The sequence below is a fragment of the Streptomyces herbicida genome (genome assembly GCF_032656585.1).
In the GTDB taxonomy this organism is placed as follows: domain Bacteria; phylum Actinomycetota; class Actinomycetes; order Streptomycetales; family Streptomycetaceae; genus Streptomyces; species Streptomyces herbicida.
In genome coordinates this window covers 25,659-41,157 of record NZ_JAUYWJ010000006.1, presented here as the reverse complement: position 1 = coordinate 41,157, position 15,499 = coordinate 25,659, and the positions used below count along the sequence as shown (strand labels likewise).

The 15,499-nt window shown below is 68.4% G+C and carries 11 protein-coding genes and 2 pseudogenes; 7 read left to right on the top strand and 6 right to left on the bottom strand.

Features of this window, described 5'->3' with window-relative positions:
* The first annotated feature begins 161 nt into the window (after positions 1–161).
* On the top strand, positions 162–1,217 hold the full coding sequence (locus tag Q8A52_RS14620) for a PQQ-dependent sugar dehydrogenase (RefSeq protein WP_316751946.1): 1,056 nt from the start codon (positions 162–164) through the stop codon (positions 1,215–1,217).
* 26 nt (positions 1,218–1,243) lie between these two features.
* On the opposite strand, the gene Q8A52_RS14615 is transcribed toward Q8A52_RS14620, so the two are convergent.
* Positions 1,244–2,662: a DUF2252 domain-containing protein gene (locus Q8A52_RS14615; RefSeq protein ID WP_316751944.1), complete on the bottom strand. Its 1,419-nt coding sequence runs from the start codon at positions 2,660–2,662 to the stop codon at positions 1,244–1,246.
* A complete protein-coding gene (locus tag Q8A52_RS14610; RefSeq protein WP_316751942.1) occupies positions 2,659–4,245 on the bottom strand; it encodes a GMC family oxidoreductase in 1,587 nt (528 codons plus the stop codon). Before Q8A52_RS14610 ends, Q8A52_RS14615 begins: the two co-directional genes overlap by 4 nt.
* A gap of 214 nt (positions 4,246–4,459) precedes the next feature.
* Here Q8A52_RS14610 and Q8A52_RS14605 point away from each other — a divergent pair, with 214 nt between their 5' ends.
* Positions 4,460–5,794 (top strand): NAD(P)/FAD-dependent oxidoreductase, encoded by a 1,335-nt coding sequence (locus tag Q8A52_RS14605; protein ID WP_316751940.1) that lies wholly within the window; start codon positions 4,460–4,462, stop codon positions 5,792–5,794.
* Here the strand turns inward: Q8A52_RS14605 and Q8A52_RS14600 are convergent.
* Entirely contained in the window at positions 5,791–6,738 is a 948-nt protein-coding gene (locus tag Q8A52_RS14600) for a 2-hydroxyacid dehydrogenase (protein WP_316751938.1), read from the bottom strand. The genes Q8A52_RS14605 and Q8A52_RS14600 overlap by 4 nt on opposite strands.
* 188 nt (positions 6,739–6,926) lie before the next feature.
* Between Q8A52_RS14600 and Q8A52_RS14595 the strand changes: the two genes are divergently transcribed.
* Positions 6,927–7,412 carry a gluconokinase gene (locus tag Q8A52_RS14595; protein WP_316752530.1) on the top strand — a complete coding sequence of 162 codons (486 nt, stop codon included), beginning with the start codon at positions 6,927–6,929 and terminating at the stop codon, positions 7,410–7,412.
* Positions 7,413–7,435: 23 nt separating this feature from the next.
* On the opposite strand, the gene Q8A52_RS14590 is transcribed toward Q8A52_RS14595, so the two are convergent.
* A complete protein-coding gene (locus Q8A52_RS14590) occupies positions 7,436–8,356 on the bottom strand; it encodes an aldose 1-epimerase family protein (RefSeq protein WP_316751936.1) in 921 nt (306 codons plus the stop codon).
* A 195-nt stretch (positions 8,357–8,551) separates the two neighbouring features.
* On the opposite strand from Q8A52_RS14590, the gene Q8A52_RS14585 reads away from it, so the two are divergent.
* Positions 8,552–9,505, top strand: a complete 954-nt coding sequence (locus Q8A52_RS14585) for a DUF389 domain-containing protein (RefSeq protein ID WP_316751934.1) — start codon at positions 8,552–8,554, stop codon at positions 9,503–9,505.
* Between the two features lie 169 nt (positions 9,506–9,674).
* On the opposite strand, the pseudogene Q8A52_RS14580 reads toward Q8A52_RS14585, so the two are convergent.
* Positions 9,675–10,205 (bottom strand): annotated as a pseudogene (locus Q8A52_RS14580) (FtsX-like permease family protein); the annotation flags it as partial.
* A 46-nt stretch (positions 10,206–10,251) separates the two neighbouring features.
* Here Q8A52_RS14580 and Q8A52_RS14575 point away from each other — a divergent pair.
* Positions 10,252–10,473, top strand: coding sequence for a hypothetical protein (locus Q8A52_RS14575; RefSeq protein WP_316751932.1), 222 nt, complete (start codon positions 10,252–10,254; stop codon positions 10,471–10,473).
* 396 nt (positions 10,474–10,869) lie between these two features.
* On the opposite strand, the gene Q8A52_RS14570 is transcribed toward Q8A52_RS14575, so the two are convergent.
* Entirely contained in the window at positions 10,870–11,982 is a 1,113-nt protein-coding gene (locus Q8A52_RS14570; RefSeq protein WP_316751930.1) for a ParB/RepB/Spo0J family partition protein, read from the bottom strand.
* A 552-nt stretch (positions 11,983–12,534) separates the two neighbouring features.
* Here Q8A52_RS14570 and Q8A52_RS49040 point away from each other — a divergent pair.
* A pseudogene (locus Q8A52_RS49040) lies at positions 12,535–12,993 on the top strand (ATP-binding protein); the annotation flags it as partial.
* Positions 12,994–13,122: 129 nt separating this feature from the next.
* Positions 13,123–15,405, top strand: coding sequence for a helix-turn-helix transcriptional regulator (locus Q8A52_RS14565; RefSeq protein WP_316751928.1), 2,283 nt, complete (start codon positions 13,123–13,125; stop codon positions 15,403–15,405).
* Positions 15,406–15,499 lie beyond the last annotated feature (94 nt).

Below are 15,499 nucleotides of genomic sequence, written 5' to 3'. Positions count from 1 at the left end.
GGTGACCTGTCGGGCCTGTCCGAAGCAGCCTCCGGCGGGGCCGACCTACTCTCCGGGTGAACATGCCATTTCCGCCTGGAGGATGCGTCGTGTCCACTGTCACATTTTCCCGAAGGCCGCCGAGGAGGAGGCCGCTGCGTGCGGCAACCGCTGTCGCCGCCATGGTCGCGGGACTGCTCGTCCTCGCCGAGCCCGGAAGCAGCGCGTCCCGGCTGTCGGGTTCGCCTGCGTCCACGGAACCCGGCGACGCCAAGAGCATCTCGACCGGCTGGACCACACCCTGGGGCGTCAGTTGGCTGCCGGACGGCTCCGCTCTGGTCACCGAGAGCGAGACGTTCAAGATCTTCAGGCTCACCCCCGCCGGAGAAAGGATCCTGGTGGGGGTCGTACCGGAGACGGTGACCACCAAGCAGGAGGACGGTCTGCTGGGCATCGCCGTGTCGCCGCATTGGCAGCAGGACCACTTCATCTACGTGTTCCACACGGCCGGCGAGGGCAACCGGATCGCGCGGATGACGTACAACGGGTCGACGCTCAGTGACTACCGTGTGCTGCTCGCCGGTATCGAGTGGGGGGACTGGCACAACGGCGGTGGACTGGTGTTCGGCCCGGACGGTTACCTCTATGCGGGGGCCGGGGACGCACACCAGCAGGAGCTCGCTCAGGACGAGAACTCCCTCAACGGAAAGATCCTGAGGATGACCGCCGACGGCAAGCCCGCGCCGGGCAATCCGTTCGGCACGTACGTCTACTCCTACGGGCACCGCAACCCGGAGGGCCTGGCGTTCGACGCCGCGGGCCATCTGTGGGCGTCCGAGCTCGGCCCCGATTCCAACGACGAGCTCAACCTCATCGAGCCCGGCAAGAACTACGGCTGGCCCACCTGCGTCGGACCCTGCAACACGGCAGGGATGACCAACCCCAAGGCGACCTGGCCCGTCAGCGACGCTTCCCCGAGCGGCCTCACCTACGCCGACGGCAGTCTTTACATGGCGGGCTTGCGCAGCAAACGCTTGTGGCGCATCCCGGTCAGCGACACCAATGTGGGCACGCCGGTGGCGTACTACCAGGAAAAGTACGGCCGTCTCCGGGCCGTCCAGAAGGTTCCGGGCAGGGATGCGCTGTGGATCTTCACGTCCAACACGGACCACAACGGCGACCAGCCCGACGGTTCGGACCAGGTACTCGAGGCGCCTCTGAAGTCTGCGGCGTCCTGATCCGCGCGGTGCACAGGGCCTCTTCCTCAGGCCGCTTCTGCCGCCACCCGTCCCGAACGGACGGCGTCGACGAGTGCCTGATGGTCCCTTTCGTTCTGGTCGGCGTAGAGTTCCGCGAACGTCACCAGCGCCCGGTCGAAGACGTCACCGGCACCCAGATATGAAGCGATGGCGATCCGGTCACCCGACCTGGCGTGCGCGCGGGCCAGTGTGGCACCACACATCTCACCGAAGGTGCGCAATCCGGGAGGGAGCATCGCCGCGGGCTCGGCGATGCCCTTCCAGTCGCGCAACTGCCTTATGTAGAAGTCCCGTCGGCGGCCGTCGATGGCGTCGACCCGTTCCCAGCCGAGGAAGATGTCACTGGTGGCCTGCATGAGTCGCTGGCCGGAGACCACGCGCTCACCCTGCGACCGGTACCGGCTGGCGCCTGCGAAGGGCGCCAGTACCGACGCGTCGGCCTCCTTGGCCTGCAGGAGCAGCGGGTCCTTGTCGTCCCGGCCGAGCAGGAGGGCGATCCAGCAACGGGTCCCCACGCTGCCGACCCCGACCACCTTGCGGGCCAGGTCGACGATCCGGTACTGCTCCAGCAGGAACCGCCGGTCCGACTGGAGGGTTTTTCCGTAGCGTTCGAGCAGCCTGCGGAGCTGTTTCTCCAGCGTGCTTCGCTCGTCATCCGGAAGCAGGTCCCGGAGCGGGGTGATCAGCGGCGGGTCCGGCGCGATGCGGATCCTCCCGTCGGCGACGTGGGTGAGCTTGGCGTAAGCCTGGAGGGTGTCCCGGGTGCGTGCCTTCGCCACCGACTGGGCCCAGATGTCGCGGGCCCGCTCGCTCATGTCCCGGATGTACTGAGTCCACACCCGGTCCTCCTCGAACTGGGCGTACCACACGGCGAGATTGCTCGACTTGGCGTAACGCCGCATCCACTCGCGGTAGGAACGCACCGCCGCACTCACGACGTCGGCGCGTTCCGTCACGCTGAAGCCGTTGGCCCGCCCGGCTATGACAAGACTGGCGGACAGCCGTTTGACGTCCCACTCCCACGGGCCGGGCAGTGTCTCGTCGAAGTCGTTGATGTCGAACATCAGGCGGCGTTCGGGCGAGGCCAACAGCCGGAAGTTCAGCAGGTGCGCGTCGCCGCACAGCTGCGCCGTGATCCCGGACCGGGGGGTGCCGGCCAGGTCCCCGGCCATGATGGCGGCGGCACCCCGGTAGAAGCGGAACGGTGACTCAATCATCCTCCCGTAGCGGATCGGTACGAGTTCGCGCACCCTCATCGCCGACTGCGCTTCGATGACGTCCACCGGGTCGGGGCGCTTCTCGCCGGGGGCGAACTCGGCGTGGCCGGAGCGGGGTACGGAAGTCCGGGCAGCCTTGCCGAGGGCGGCTCGCTCCTGCGGCGTACGGTGCCGGGTGCTGCTGTCGGCCGGATGGGCCGGGGTCATTGAAGTCGCTCCGCGATGTGGTCGCCGACGCGCAGGGCGTTGGCCATCGCGGTCAGGGAGGGATTCACCGCTCCGATGCTCGGGAAGAAGCTCGTGTCGACGACGTAGAGGTTGTCGAGGTCGTGGGCCTTGCAGTTGACGTCCAGAACCGAGCTTGCGGGGTCGGTGCCGAAGCGGACCGTGCCCGCCTGATGCGCGGTGGCCCCGATCGGCATGCCCTTGTGCAGGTAGATGCTGCGCGACAGGAGATGGTGCTCGTGCATGCCCAAGTGGCTCAGCATGTCCTGCAGTTTGTGCCGCAGCCGCTCCAGCCCGGCGATGTTGTTCTTCTCGTCGAGGGCCAGGTGGATTCCGCCGTCCCGGTCCAGGGTCACCCGGTTGTCGGGGGTGGGCAGGTCCTCCCCGCACAGCCAGAAGTCGACCGCGTGGTGGGCCAGTACCTCGAAGGGCATGTCGGGGGTCACGGCCCCGGCCCAGCGGGGTGCTTCACCGTGGATCTGCTCGGAGTCGGACTTGCCGAGCATCTGGATCCCGCCGAGCGGGTATTCCCAGTCGTCGGATCCCAGGTACCAGTCGTGCAGCGCCAGGGTCTTCTGGAACTTGGTGTCGTTCGGCTCTCTGGACACGGCCATGAGTGCCAGGTTGTTGTGCCGCATGTAGTTCCGGCCCACCACGTCCGAGCTGTTGGCCAGGCCCTGCGGGTGCCGGTCGTTGGCCGAACGCAGCAGCAGGACTGCGGAGTTGACGGCCCCGCAGGCGACGACCACGATGTCGGCGCTGAACTCCACGGTCGAGGGGTCCCCGTCCCCCACTGTGGCGACGACCGTGGTGACACTCCGGCCGGTCGCATCGGTCTTCAGCTGCCGCACATCCGCATGTGTGATCATCTCGACGTTGGCGTGTTCGAGAGCGGGATCGACGCAGATGACCTGGGCGTCGGACTTCGCGCCGACCAGGCAGGGGAAGCCGTCGACGCGGTCGCACCGGATGCAGGCGCTGGTGTGTACGGCCCGGCCCCGGTCGTCCTGGGTGAGGTTCACCCCGATCGGGAGGTGGAAGGGGTGCAGCCCCTGCTTCTCCAGATCGTGGCTGAGCTGCTGGATGCGGGGCTCGTGCTGGACCGGCGGGTAGGCGTACTGAGCGCTGGTGGGGCCGCCGGTGGGGTCTTCACCGTGCCGACCGTGCACGAGGTAGAGGTGTTCGGCCCGGGTGTAGTAGGGCTCGAAGTCCTCGTAGCGCACTGGCCAGGCGGGCGAGATGCCGTCATGGTGGCGAAGTTCGCCGAAGTCCTCGGGTCGCAGCCGGAAGAGCGCGGCGCCGTAGAACTTCGTGTTGCCGCCCACGTAGTAATTCACCTCGGGCGGAAATCGGTTCCCGTTCTTGTCGAACCAGAATTCCGGAGCGCGATATTTCCCTTTGACGAAGACCGCGGTGGAATCCCAGTTGTCGCGTTCGCGCGGAAGATAGTCGCCGCGTTCGAGAAGGAGGATCCGTTTTCCCGTGTCCGCCAACCTGTGGGCGATCGTGCCACCGCCCGCACCAGTACCGATGACAATGACGTCGTAGTGCTGCGCTTCGGTCATCTCGGCCACCGCCCTCGGGTCCTGGTCCGGTCCTGCCGGGTAGACGAGGCGTCCGCCCCCGCCACCGTCCACCTCGACACAAAGGTAGCTTCGGGTGATATTTCCGGCGAGTTGACCTATTCGGGTGATTCGCGGCGTCCGGCTCGCCCGGCTGATGCCGTGCTCATACCCTTGACCTGCACAGTTACCGCTGAACGACGACAGGCCCGACGACATGGACCGTACCGCTAGCAGGCCGAAGGTCGTGATCATCGGCGGCGGCTTCGCCGGGCTGTTCGCGGCCCGCGAGCTGCGCCACGCAGATGTCGACGTGACTGTCGTCGACCGCGCCGGCCATCATCTGTTCCAGCCGCTGCTCTATCAGTGCGCCACCGGGATTCTGTCCGAGGGACAGATCTCCGTGCCGCTGCGTGACCTGTTCAAACGCCACCGCAACACCGAGGCGGTACTTGCCGAGGTATTCGATTTCGACCTCGCGGGCCACAAGGTGCTGGCCCGACGGCCGGGCGGGGAGGAGATCGAGTTTGCCTACGATCACCTCATTGTCGCGGCGGGTGTCCATCAGTCGTACTTCGGGCACGAGGAGTTCGCACGCTTCGCGCCCGGCATGAAGACCCTGGCCGATGCGCTGGAAATCCGGCGACGGGTCTTCGGTGCCTTCGAACAGGCCGAGACGGCCGCGGATCCCGCCGAGCGCAGGCGCCTGCTCACCTTCGCCCTGGTCGGGGCGGGGCCGACGGGCGTGGAGCTCGCCGGGCAGTTGCGCGAACTGGCCACGCACACTCTCAGGTCCGAGTTCCGCGCCATCGAGCCCGAGGACGCCCGTGTCCTGCTCTTCGACGGCGCCGAGAAGCCGCTGGCGGCCTTCGGACCGAAACTCGCCGCCAGGGCGGCCCGCACTCTGCGGGCGCTCGGAGTCGAATTGCACATGGGTGCCCTGGTGACCCACGTCGACGCCGATGGGCTGATCGCCCGGGACCGGCAGGGCAACGAAAGCCACTATGACGCGGGAACCGTGTTGTGGACGGCAGGGGTGCAGGCTCCCGCCCTCGCCGGCGCGCTGGCGAAGGCCACCAGGGCCACCTGCGACCGGGCAGGCCGCATCCGTGTCGAACCCGACCTGACCGTACGGGGACACCCCGAGATCTCGGTCGTCGGCGACCTGATGAGCCTGGACGAGCTGCCAGGCGTCGCGGAGGTCGCCATGCAGGGCGGACTGTACGCGGCACACCGGATCAGGCGGCTGACCACCGGGCAGGACGACCCCGGTCCCTTCCGGTACCTCGACCTGGGGTCGGCAGCGTACATCTCCCGGGGACAGGCGGTGGTCAGCTTCGGCCGCGTGCAGTTCGGTGGCCTGCCCGGCTGGCTGACCTGGCTTTTCATCCACATCGCGTTTCTGACCGGCTACCGCAACCGCATGGGTGCGATCCTCACCTGGGCGCTGGCGTTCACGCGCGGCCTGCGCCGCGAACGGCCCTTCATCGCCACGGCCATCGACGTCCAGCACGACCCGTACATCCGGACGGGCCGTCCGCCGGGCGGCTAGGCCACCCTGACCACGTTTGCGAGCGGCTCCCCCGCTGCGTAGCACGCCAACTGGGAGCGGACCAGTGCCAGCGCGCGGGGCCGGAACGCCGAGGTGGTCGCCGCCATGTGCGGGGTGATCAGCGTGTTCGGACACGTCCAAAGCGGGTGCCCCGGCGGCAGCGGCTCCGGGTCGGTGACATCGAGTGCCGCTCCCAGCCGGCCGGTCCGCAGTTCGCCCAGCAGGGCGGCGGTGTCGACCACCGGGCCACGGGCGACGTTCACCAGCAGGGCGCCGTCCCGCATACGGGCGAGGAATTCCGCGTCCACCAGACCCCGGGTTGCGTCGGTGAGCGGAAGGGTCAACAGCACCACGTCGGCCTCGGGCAGCAGCGACGACAGGTCCGCCAGCGGGTGCACCTGTCCGCTCGGTGTCTCCCTCGCCGTGCGGGCGACGCGCAGCATGCGGCATTCGAACGGCGCCATCCGGGCTTCCACGGCCGTGCCGATGGCCCCGTAGCCGAGCAGGAGGACGGTCCGGTCGGCCAGCGCGGGGTGGAACCCGTCGGTCCACCGCTGTGCGTCCTGCGCCCGGACGAAATCCGGGATGTCGCGGAGTGCGGCGAGGGTCAGCGCAACCGCATGTTCGGCCGTGCTCGCGTCGTGAACCCCGCGGGCGTTGCAGAGAGTGACGCCTGCGGGCAGATGGGGCAGCAGGTCATCGACGCCGGCACTCAGGGACTGCAGCACACGCAGGCTGGGCAGTCTCGGCAGCACGGGCAGCGCCGCGCCGGTGAAGGTGTAGGGAATGACGAAGAACTCGACGGCCTCCACATCGCTGCCGCCGGGCGCCTGCCCGGTACCGTCCCAGACGACCGCGTGCCACCCTTCCGGAAGTCCGCCGAGGTCGGACGGAGCGAAGGGCAGCAGGGCCCTCGCCCTGGCAGACGCTTCGAGGAACGTCATCGGCTGGACTCCTGGCCTGGCGAGGTGTCGACCACGTGGCTGAGGCTGTTCACGCGCCCGGCGGACGGTGCGCGCCTACGGCGCTCGAGTCCGGTGAGAGGCGATAGTGGACGGGAACCAGTGTCCCACCGTGACGGCAGGGAGGCCCGTTGACCAGGCCCGTTGGACACTCGACGGTGGTGGTCGTGATGGGCGTGTCGGCGTCGGGGAAGTCCACGGTCGGAACGCAGCTCGCGCAACGTCTCGGCGTGCCGTTCCTGGAGGGCGACGATCTCCATCCGGCCGCGAATCGCGCCAAGATGGCCTCCGGTCACCCTCTTGACGAGGCGGACCGCAGGCCATGGCTCGCGGCCCTCACGGCCTGGATCCGGACGGCTGCCGGCGCCCAGGGCGGAGTCGTGTCATGTTCGGCCCTCAGACGCACGTACCGGGATCAGTTCCGCCGCACCGGGGTGAACGTGCAGTTTCTCCATCTGGCCCTGGACCCTGAGGTGGCGGCACAGCGGATCGCCCGCCGGAAGGGACACTTCATGCCTCCGGCGCTGCTCGACTCCCAGCTCGAGACCCTCGAACCTTTGCAGCCCGACGAGCCCGGAATCACGGTCGACGCATCGAGCACCACGGCGGAGATCCTGGACGCGGCGCTGCGCCGGCTCACCCGGCCGGATTCGTAGGTCCGATTCCCGGGGCAGTGCGGTCACTGGCCCCACGGGGTGATCCCCCACCGCATCGTGTGGTGATCGCCGGATGCCAGGGCCACGACCGAGGTCCCACTGGCGAAAGCGTTCGGCGGGCACGACATCGGTTCGACGGCGATCGCCCGACGCCGCTCCGGCTCCGCGAGCGTGTCACCGGTGTAGATCTGCAGGTAGTCCGCACCTTCGCCCAGCCAGAGGTCCACGCCGCGCTCGCCGGTGGGATGGGCCAGGCGGACCGTCGTCCGTCCGCGTGCGTCTCGTACGAGTGAACCGAAGGGCGTGTCCAGCTGCTCGCGGCCGATGGCCCGCGCCGTGCGGAAGTCGTACGGCGTGCCGGCGACCGGCTCCTCCGCCACCGGGAGGCCCCTGTCGTCGGTCCGCAGCCAGGTCTCCGCCGGGACGGTCAGCAGCACCTCGTCCACCGTCGCGGTACCGACCGTGAGGTAGGGGTGCTGGCCGACCCCGTAGGGCGCGATGCTGTCGCCCCTGTTCCACGCGGTCACGGTCACCTCCAGGCCGGTGTCGCCCACCGCGTACTCCGCGCGGACCTGTAGGTGGAACGGGTAGCCCGGCTGGGGCCACAGCGTGCTCTCGAGTACGGCCCGGTGCCCATCGGATTCGGTCACCTGCCATGAGGTCCAGCGGAGCAGTCCGTGAATGGCGTTCCCGTGTTCCGGTTCGGACAGCGGCAGTTGGAGGTCCTCGCCGCCCCACCGGTAGCGTCCGCCGCTGACCCGGTTCGGCCAGGGCACGAGGATCTGGCCACGGCCGCCGGTGACCCGGTCATCGGCGCCGAACCCGTGGAGCACCTGCCGCTCGCCCACGGAGTAGGACCGCAGTGTTCCCCCGAGTTCCACCGCAACCGCCGTATGGTCGTGGTGTCGCAGTGTCAGCTGACGTCCGGTCTGGTTCTCGTGCACCTGTCGAGCGTGCGAACCGCGCCGGGACCGAGCAAGCAAGACACATGGCCGACGAAGGAATTGAGCCCGGAAGTCGCCCATTGAGGTCATGCGCAGACCCATGCGGCGAACAGCGCGGCCGATCGGATGAACGCCACGCGCTGTACCGCGGCCGCAGCCGGCAGGGCTGCCTAGCATGCGGGTCAGGAGGCTCGGATGGATCTGGTCCACTTCCGGATGGTGACACCGCCCGCACTCACCCAGCAGACCGTGGACATGCTGACCGCGGACGGCCGGGTGCTCAACCTCGTGGTCGTGAAGTCGGCGGCGCAACGGCCGGACGGGGACGCGCTCGAGTGTGACGTCATGAAGGGCGCCGCGAACGGCGTGCTGGCCGGCCTGCACAGGCTGGGCATCGACCGCAGCGGATCGATCGCCGTCGACGATGTCGACATGATGTTCTCCCAGCGCGCGGAGCGGATCGAGTCGGACCAGCCCCGCACGCTCGTGCACGCACCGCTGTGGGCGGCTGTCGAGGCACACATCCGGGCCGAGGGAACCTATCTCCCCTCCTTCTATCTGTTCCTGGTGATCGCGGGGCTCATCGGCTCCGTCGGAATCATGACGAACTCGCAGATCCTCATCGTGGCGGCCATGGTGGTCGGTCCGGAGTACAGCGCCATCACGAGCATCGCCCTTGGCCTCGACCGGGGCAACCGTCGCCGGGTGCGGGACGGCCTGCGCGCGCTGACGCTCGGCTTTCTGCCGGCGATCGTGGTCACCCTGGGGTTCGCCGCACTCGCGCGGGCGGCCGGCTTCCAGTCCGAAGCCTTCGATCTGGGCCTGCGGCCGGTGTCCCACCTCATCAACACACCCGACTTCTTCTCCGTGGTCGTCGCCGCCCTCGCCGGTGTCGTCGGTATCGTCTCGCTCACCGAGGCTCGCAGCAGCGCCCTGCTGGGTGTCTTCATCTCCGTGACCACGATCCCCGCCGCCTCGGACATCGCCGTCTCGATCGCCTTCGCCGACTGGCACGAGGCATGGGGCTCGCTGGTCCAGCTCCTCCTCAACATCGTCGTCCTGGTGATCGTCGGCGTCCTCACCCTGCGCCTGCAACGCCGCATCTGGCGCCGCGCGACGCGACGGGCCGCCGCACCGTCCCAGGCATAGCGGGACCGCACTCACACGAGTCGGCCAGGCAGAACGCCCGTTGTGCGAGCACCGGCTGCCGCGTCGGCCGTCTCCACCCATGCACCCACCGCCGCGCACATCGGCTCCGTGTTGCGGTGGGCTGCTCCTGCCCACGGGGACACTTCGTCAGAAGCACCGCGGTCCAGTGGGCGGCCAGTGCCTCGGTCCCAGGCAGCCGGGCCGCACGTACTACCGGACAGAGGCCGACCAGACCGCCGATGACCAGGGTGGCCCCGACGCCGCCGAGAGCGGACAACAGCAGCGCCTCGGACAGGAATTGGGTGCGGATCCGGCCGAGGGTCGCGCCGAGGGAGCGGCGAAGCCCGATTTCGGCGCGCCGTTCGAGGACGGAGATGATCACGGTGTCGGCCACGCCACACCGCAGACAAGCAGCGCCACGCCGCACAGTCCCAGCGCCGCTCAGGGCGTCGTCGGTGGCTTCCTTTGCGGCCAGCGCGTCGGAGGGCCGGGAGACATCGACCTCACCGGGGCTCTCCAGGTTGGCCGTGGCGCCGAGTACGCCCTGGACCTCGGTGACAGCGGACTCGTCGGCACGCGTGGAGATCGTCGTCGAGTAGCCCTCGAAGTCCAGCTGCTTCTCGGCGACGCGCCGGCCCACCAGGGCCACGGAGTCCATCACGGGCAGCGGTTCGTTGGGGGCGAGCAGGCCGACGACGGTGTGCCTGCCCGTTGACGCTGAGGCCGCCGGTCTCCTCCTTCGGCACATGGTCGTTGCGGCGCTGCTCCGGCATCACGAGTGTGCCCAGCGCCGGCATCTCGGCGGCGTTGTCAAAGCCGCCGACCATGAACGAGGCGCAGACGCCGCCCCGTTCCTTGTAGCCGAGTTCTTCGCCGTGCCCGTGGATCAGCATGCTCAGCAGGTCGTCGCCCAGTGCGCGGCGGCGCTGCTGCGCCACCATCCTGACCATGTCGGCGTTGATCGATGATCGCGCGCACCTGCTCCCGGCCGGTGACGACCCAGTCGTTGGCCCCACGCCCGTCATTGCGGACGAGGGGAGTCTGGGCCGCCATCCGGCACAGCTCGGGCACGGGGTCCACTTCGTCCCGGATTCGGGGGAGGGGAACCTCGGGTGGCTTGTGCATGCACGCATCCTCACCAGACGACGTTGAATACAACCCGCTGCCGATAAAAGACAATCCGCTGCCGTCCGCTCCGAATTCAAAATCGGACCATGGCGTCATCCGGTTTTGGGCACGGTTAACCGGCCGAAGAACACGGAGACGACTCTGTCTCCGTTTCCCGTCGACTGCCCGGCTGTACAGACCTATACAGCTTTCTTACGGTCGTTCATGCGACTTCCTGCGACCGTTTGCCCGGCATTCTATGCCCGGACTTCCGGCTCGGAGTACCTGTGCTCCGGCGCCCCGCCGTGCCGGCCCTGGCGGGTGGCTCGTCTGGCCGGCACGGTGTCCAACTGGCCGGATTCCACGCTTGGACGCGCCGGAGGTGAGCTGTGTGTCTCGGCCATCCTGCGTTCCACGCGCAGTACGAGTTCCGCCCACATCCCTGCGCATTCGCTGGCCAGATCAGCCACGATGCCGCCGCAGTGCGACGGGACGTTGTCGATGATCTCTTGCCACTCCTCGGTGCTCATGGCATGAAGGTTGAGTAATCGCAGCAGCGCGCGACCGGTCTCGCTGTACCGTAGGGCCGGGTCCGCCTTGAGGCGCTCCACGGCCGCAGTGCGGTCCCGCACCCGCGTTCGGTAGGTCGTCGCGGGCGTTACGGTCGTTGTGGAGGCCTGTTCCGCGTTTCTCCTGTGGCTTGATATGCGGAGCGGATCTTCGCCGCGGCTCATCCGGTTCCTGACATCCCGTGCGGTCTCCGGCGATATGGCGGCCGCCCGGGCGATCTGACGAAGCGAGAGGCCCGGATCCTGGGCGATGAGTTCGCTGGCGAGTCTGCGCCCCTCGGTGCTGTTGAGTGGACGGACCCGGCCGTCCTTGCCGAGCCGGCTCGCCTGTGCGTTCACCCCGCCCAGCGATCTTCTGCGCAGTTCGGCGATGGTTCCGGGGGCAAGGCCGGTCACCGAGGCGATCATCCGGTCCGACCAGTGCGGGTGAGAGGTGACGATGCGGCCGGCCGCCCGTTTTCTGTCCGCCATCGTCAGCGGGAGACCGTGTGCGATGTTTGATTCCACTGCCAGCACAAAGGCATCGGATTCGGTGCCGTCGAAGAATCTGACCGCTATCTTTTTCTGGCCACGCCGCTCGGCGGCCCGCAACCGGTGCAGGCCGTCGATGACGCGCATCGTGTCACGGTGCACGATGATCGGGGGCAGGGTCGCCTCTGCCACGACCAGCGCCTCCACGTGCTCCGGGTCCGTTCCGCAGCTGCGAGGTGAATAGGTCGTCGAGAGCGAACTGATGTCCACCTCGACGACTGCGTTCTGATCGAATTGCGCGTGCTCAGGTTTCAACTGCGGCTCCCCCATTGCCCGTTCGGATTCATCCGCGCCTGTCCACGTCTCCCCGCGCCGACAGACGCAAATATGACGTGCACAAGACACATCAGCCCCGTCGCCGACCGCGCCGAATCCGAAGGCTGCTGCTCAGCCCGCTCGTTGGCACACATCTCCAATTACTCGATTTTTGTACCCCAGCCGCATCTGACTGGAGTACCCCCCTACCGCCCCTAGCGGCTCTGTGGCGTTTCCGATCAAACAGGGGCCTCCGTCGAGCATGGCGAGACGCACGATGAACGAGTGACTCGTGGAACGCGGCTCCCGGGCAGAGCCGGCGTCCACTCACCGTGCGTGACGGCGACCGCAAGCCGCGATGCCATTCGGAGCGCTGTAATCCGCTCATCAAACCGACCATCGCTAACTGCATTTATGCAGCAGACGCATGCCACAATCCTTGTGGTAGCCGCCTATTCGCTGTGGCAGAATCGAGTCAGGCATTGCCGAATCCGATAGACGGGTTCGGTTCCGTGGAGCACTGCCCGACGATCAGGTGTCCGGGTGGTTACGACGGGGGACTCGCAAATGAGGATGGTTGAACGCGACAACCAACTATCAATCATGGAGGACATGCTTGACGCATGCATTGCGGGGCACGGCGGAGTGGTGTTTGTCAGCGGGCCGGCGGCAAGTGGCAAGACGACGCTGCTGCACAAGTTCAGGGAGCGTGTCACCACCTCGGGTGCACTCTTCCTTCAGGCCACGGCCTCGAGTACGGAACGTGATCTACCACTGGGCGTAATGGAGCAACTGCTGCTCGGCGCAAATCTACCGACCGCGGAGGACGCGCGCACGACCGAGTTGCTCCAGCAGGCGGCAGGCGCTCCACACGCATCCCCGGATATCATTTCACGATTATGTGGAATTCTTTTGGCGAAAGCCAAAAAGACTCCGCTGATACTGAGCATCGACGACAGTCATCACGCTGATGCGCAGTCCATGGAATGCGTACTTTATCTGGCACGTCGAATCGCGATCAGCCGGGTACTCGTGGTACTCGGAGAGAGCAACAGCGTGCCTTCCGGAAATCTTCACTCCCAGGCCGAGCTGTTACGACTGCCCGGCTGTCGGAGCATCCGGCTCGATCTCCTCTCGTGGCGCGGAGTGACGGAGATGATTCAGTCCGCTCGGGACGAGTGGCCTGCCCGCTCGTTTCCCGGGGACTTCCATTGGAGAGACTTCCATCGGATCAGCGGCGGCAACCCCCTGCTGCTGCGGTCGCTGATCGACGACTACAGCACCGCGGCCGAGGCGGGCGCTGTCGAGCCCGTGCCGGGCACCTTCTTCGCACAGGCCGTGACAACGTGCCTGTACCGCGTCGACACCTCGCTCAGGAACACCGCATGCGCGCTGGCCGTACTCGGCCCGCACGGTTCGCCGGCCGAGCTCGCCGACGTACTCGGCATCGACTCGGACTCCGCCCAGCGCAACCTGGGCGCGCTCGCCGAGACGGGCCTGCTGCACTCCGGCTGGTTCCGGCACGAGGCGGCCCGGGACGCGGTGCTGCAGAGCATGGATGCCGCTCAGCGCTCCCAGGGGGAGACGTGTGTTGCCCGCGTGCTCCACGACCACGGCAACTCGGCGACCGATGTGGCGCGTCATCTGATCGCCGCGGTCAAACCCGGCGCGGCTCCGTGGATGCTGCCCACCCTGCTGGAGGCGGCGGACCGGGCGCTGGCCGATGACGATGTCGACCTGGCCCTCGACTGTCTGCGCATGGCACGCGACATCTGCACCGACGAGCGAGACGCGCTGGCGATCAGAATCGGGCTGGCCCGGGCGGGCTGGCGGGTCAACCCGTCCGCCGCGGCCGCGCATCTGCCCGAGCTCACCGCAGCCGCGCTCGCCGGCCGTCTCCCGGCCGGGCACACCCACGCTCTGGTCGGCTACCTCCTCTGGTTCGGTCAGGTGGACGAGGCCCTCGCGGTGTTCGACACGCTGGGCAAGCACGGCACCGCGGTGGCCGGACCCTCGGCGGAACCATCGGAGCCGCAGTCGTCCGACCGCGTCCGGCTCTGGATGGCCTACGGCTACCCGGGCCTGCGGGGCGCTGTCCGGTCCGCTGTACCCGGCGGACCCCAGCAGGCCTCCGCACCGGCCGTGGCCCCGGCGCAGAGCATGGTGCGGCGAGTCGGGGATCTGCTCGGCTCGGTGTTCGGTCGCAGGGCGAGCGAGGACGTCGTGGTCCGGACCGAGCAGATACTCCAGGGAACCCGGCTGGACGATGACGTCCTGGCGTCCGTCCTGACGGCCCTGGGCTCGCTCGTGCTCGCCGACGGACTGATCCGAGCGGCCTTCTGGTGCGACACGTTCCTGGCGGAGGCCACACAACGCCGAGTACCCATGTGGCAGGCGCTGTTCGCGTCGGTCAAGGCCCTCATCGAGACCAGGCTGGGCAGACTGGACGCGGCCGAGGAGGCGGCTCGTACTGCGCTCACCCTCGTCTCCCCGGAAGCCTGGGGGGCCGCCGTCGCACTGCCGGTCGCCTCCTTCCTGCAGGCGAAGACGGCGCTGGGCCGACCGGACGAGGCGGCCGCGCAGCTCAGCATCCCCGTGCCTGAGGCTGCGTTCCAGACCCCGGCCGGGCTGCTCTATCTCAGGGCACGCGGTCAGTACCGCCTTGCGGCCGGACACCCCTACCCCGCGCTCGACGACTTCCATGCGTGCGGGGAGCTGATGGCCCGATGGGATCTCGATCTGCCGGGGCTGGTGCCGTGGCGGACCGACGCTGCCGAGGTCTATCTGTCGCTGGGGGACGGCGGCCGTGCTCGTGCTCTGGCTCAGGAGCAACTCTCCCGAGTGGGCACCGGGCGCCCCTGGACGCGGGGCGTCTCCCTGCGCACGCTCGCCGCCACCGTCGAACTGCCGCAGCGGCCGAACCTCCTCGCAGAGGCCGTGGAGATCCTCCGGGAGCGGGGGCACCGACTGGAGCTGGCCCGTGCGATGCACGACCTGGCCGGTGCCTACCGGGACCTCGGTGACGAAGGCGGATCGCGGACCCTGGCGCGCCAGGCGCAGCAGTTGATGCGCGACTGCGGCATACAGCCGACGGAACCGGAAGGTCCGGCGAACGGCGACAGACCGGTGGTTTGCTTCGCCGACCGGACGTGGACACGCGGCGTCCACCCTGAGCTCGTCGGCCGACTCAGCGACGCCGAGCTCCGCGTGGCAAAGCTCGCCGCGCGCGGGCACACCAACCGGCAGATCGCGAGCAAGCTGTTCATCACGATGAGCACCGTCGAACAGCATCTGACCCGCGTCTACCGCAAGCTCAAGGTCCGGCGCACCGACCTCGCGGCCCGGCTGCAGTCGGAGGAGCCGGACGGCTCGCACTCGACCGGCGACGAGCGGCCGAGTGCCGGCATCGCCGACACCCGTGAACGCGTGCGCTGTTGAGCCCTGGCCCCCAGGATGTGGCGCGGCGGGAACTCCGCGCCACACCTGAGGGCTCGCCGGAGCGTGTCACGCCGGTCCTCTCCTGAGCCACTGT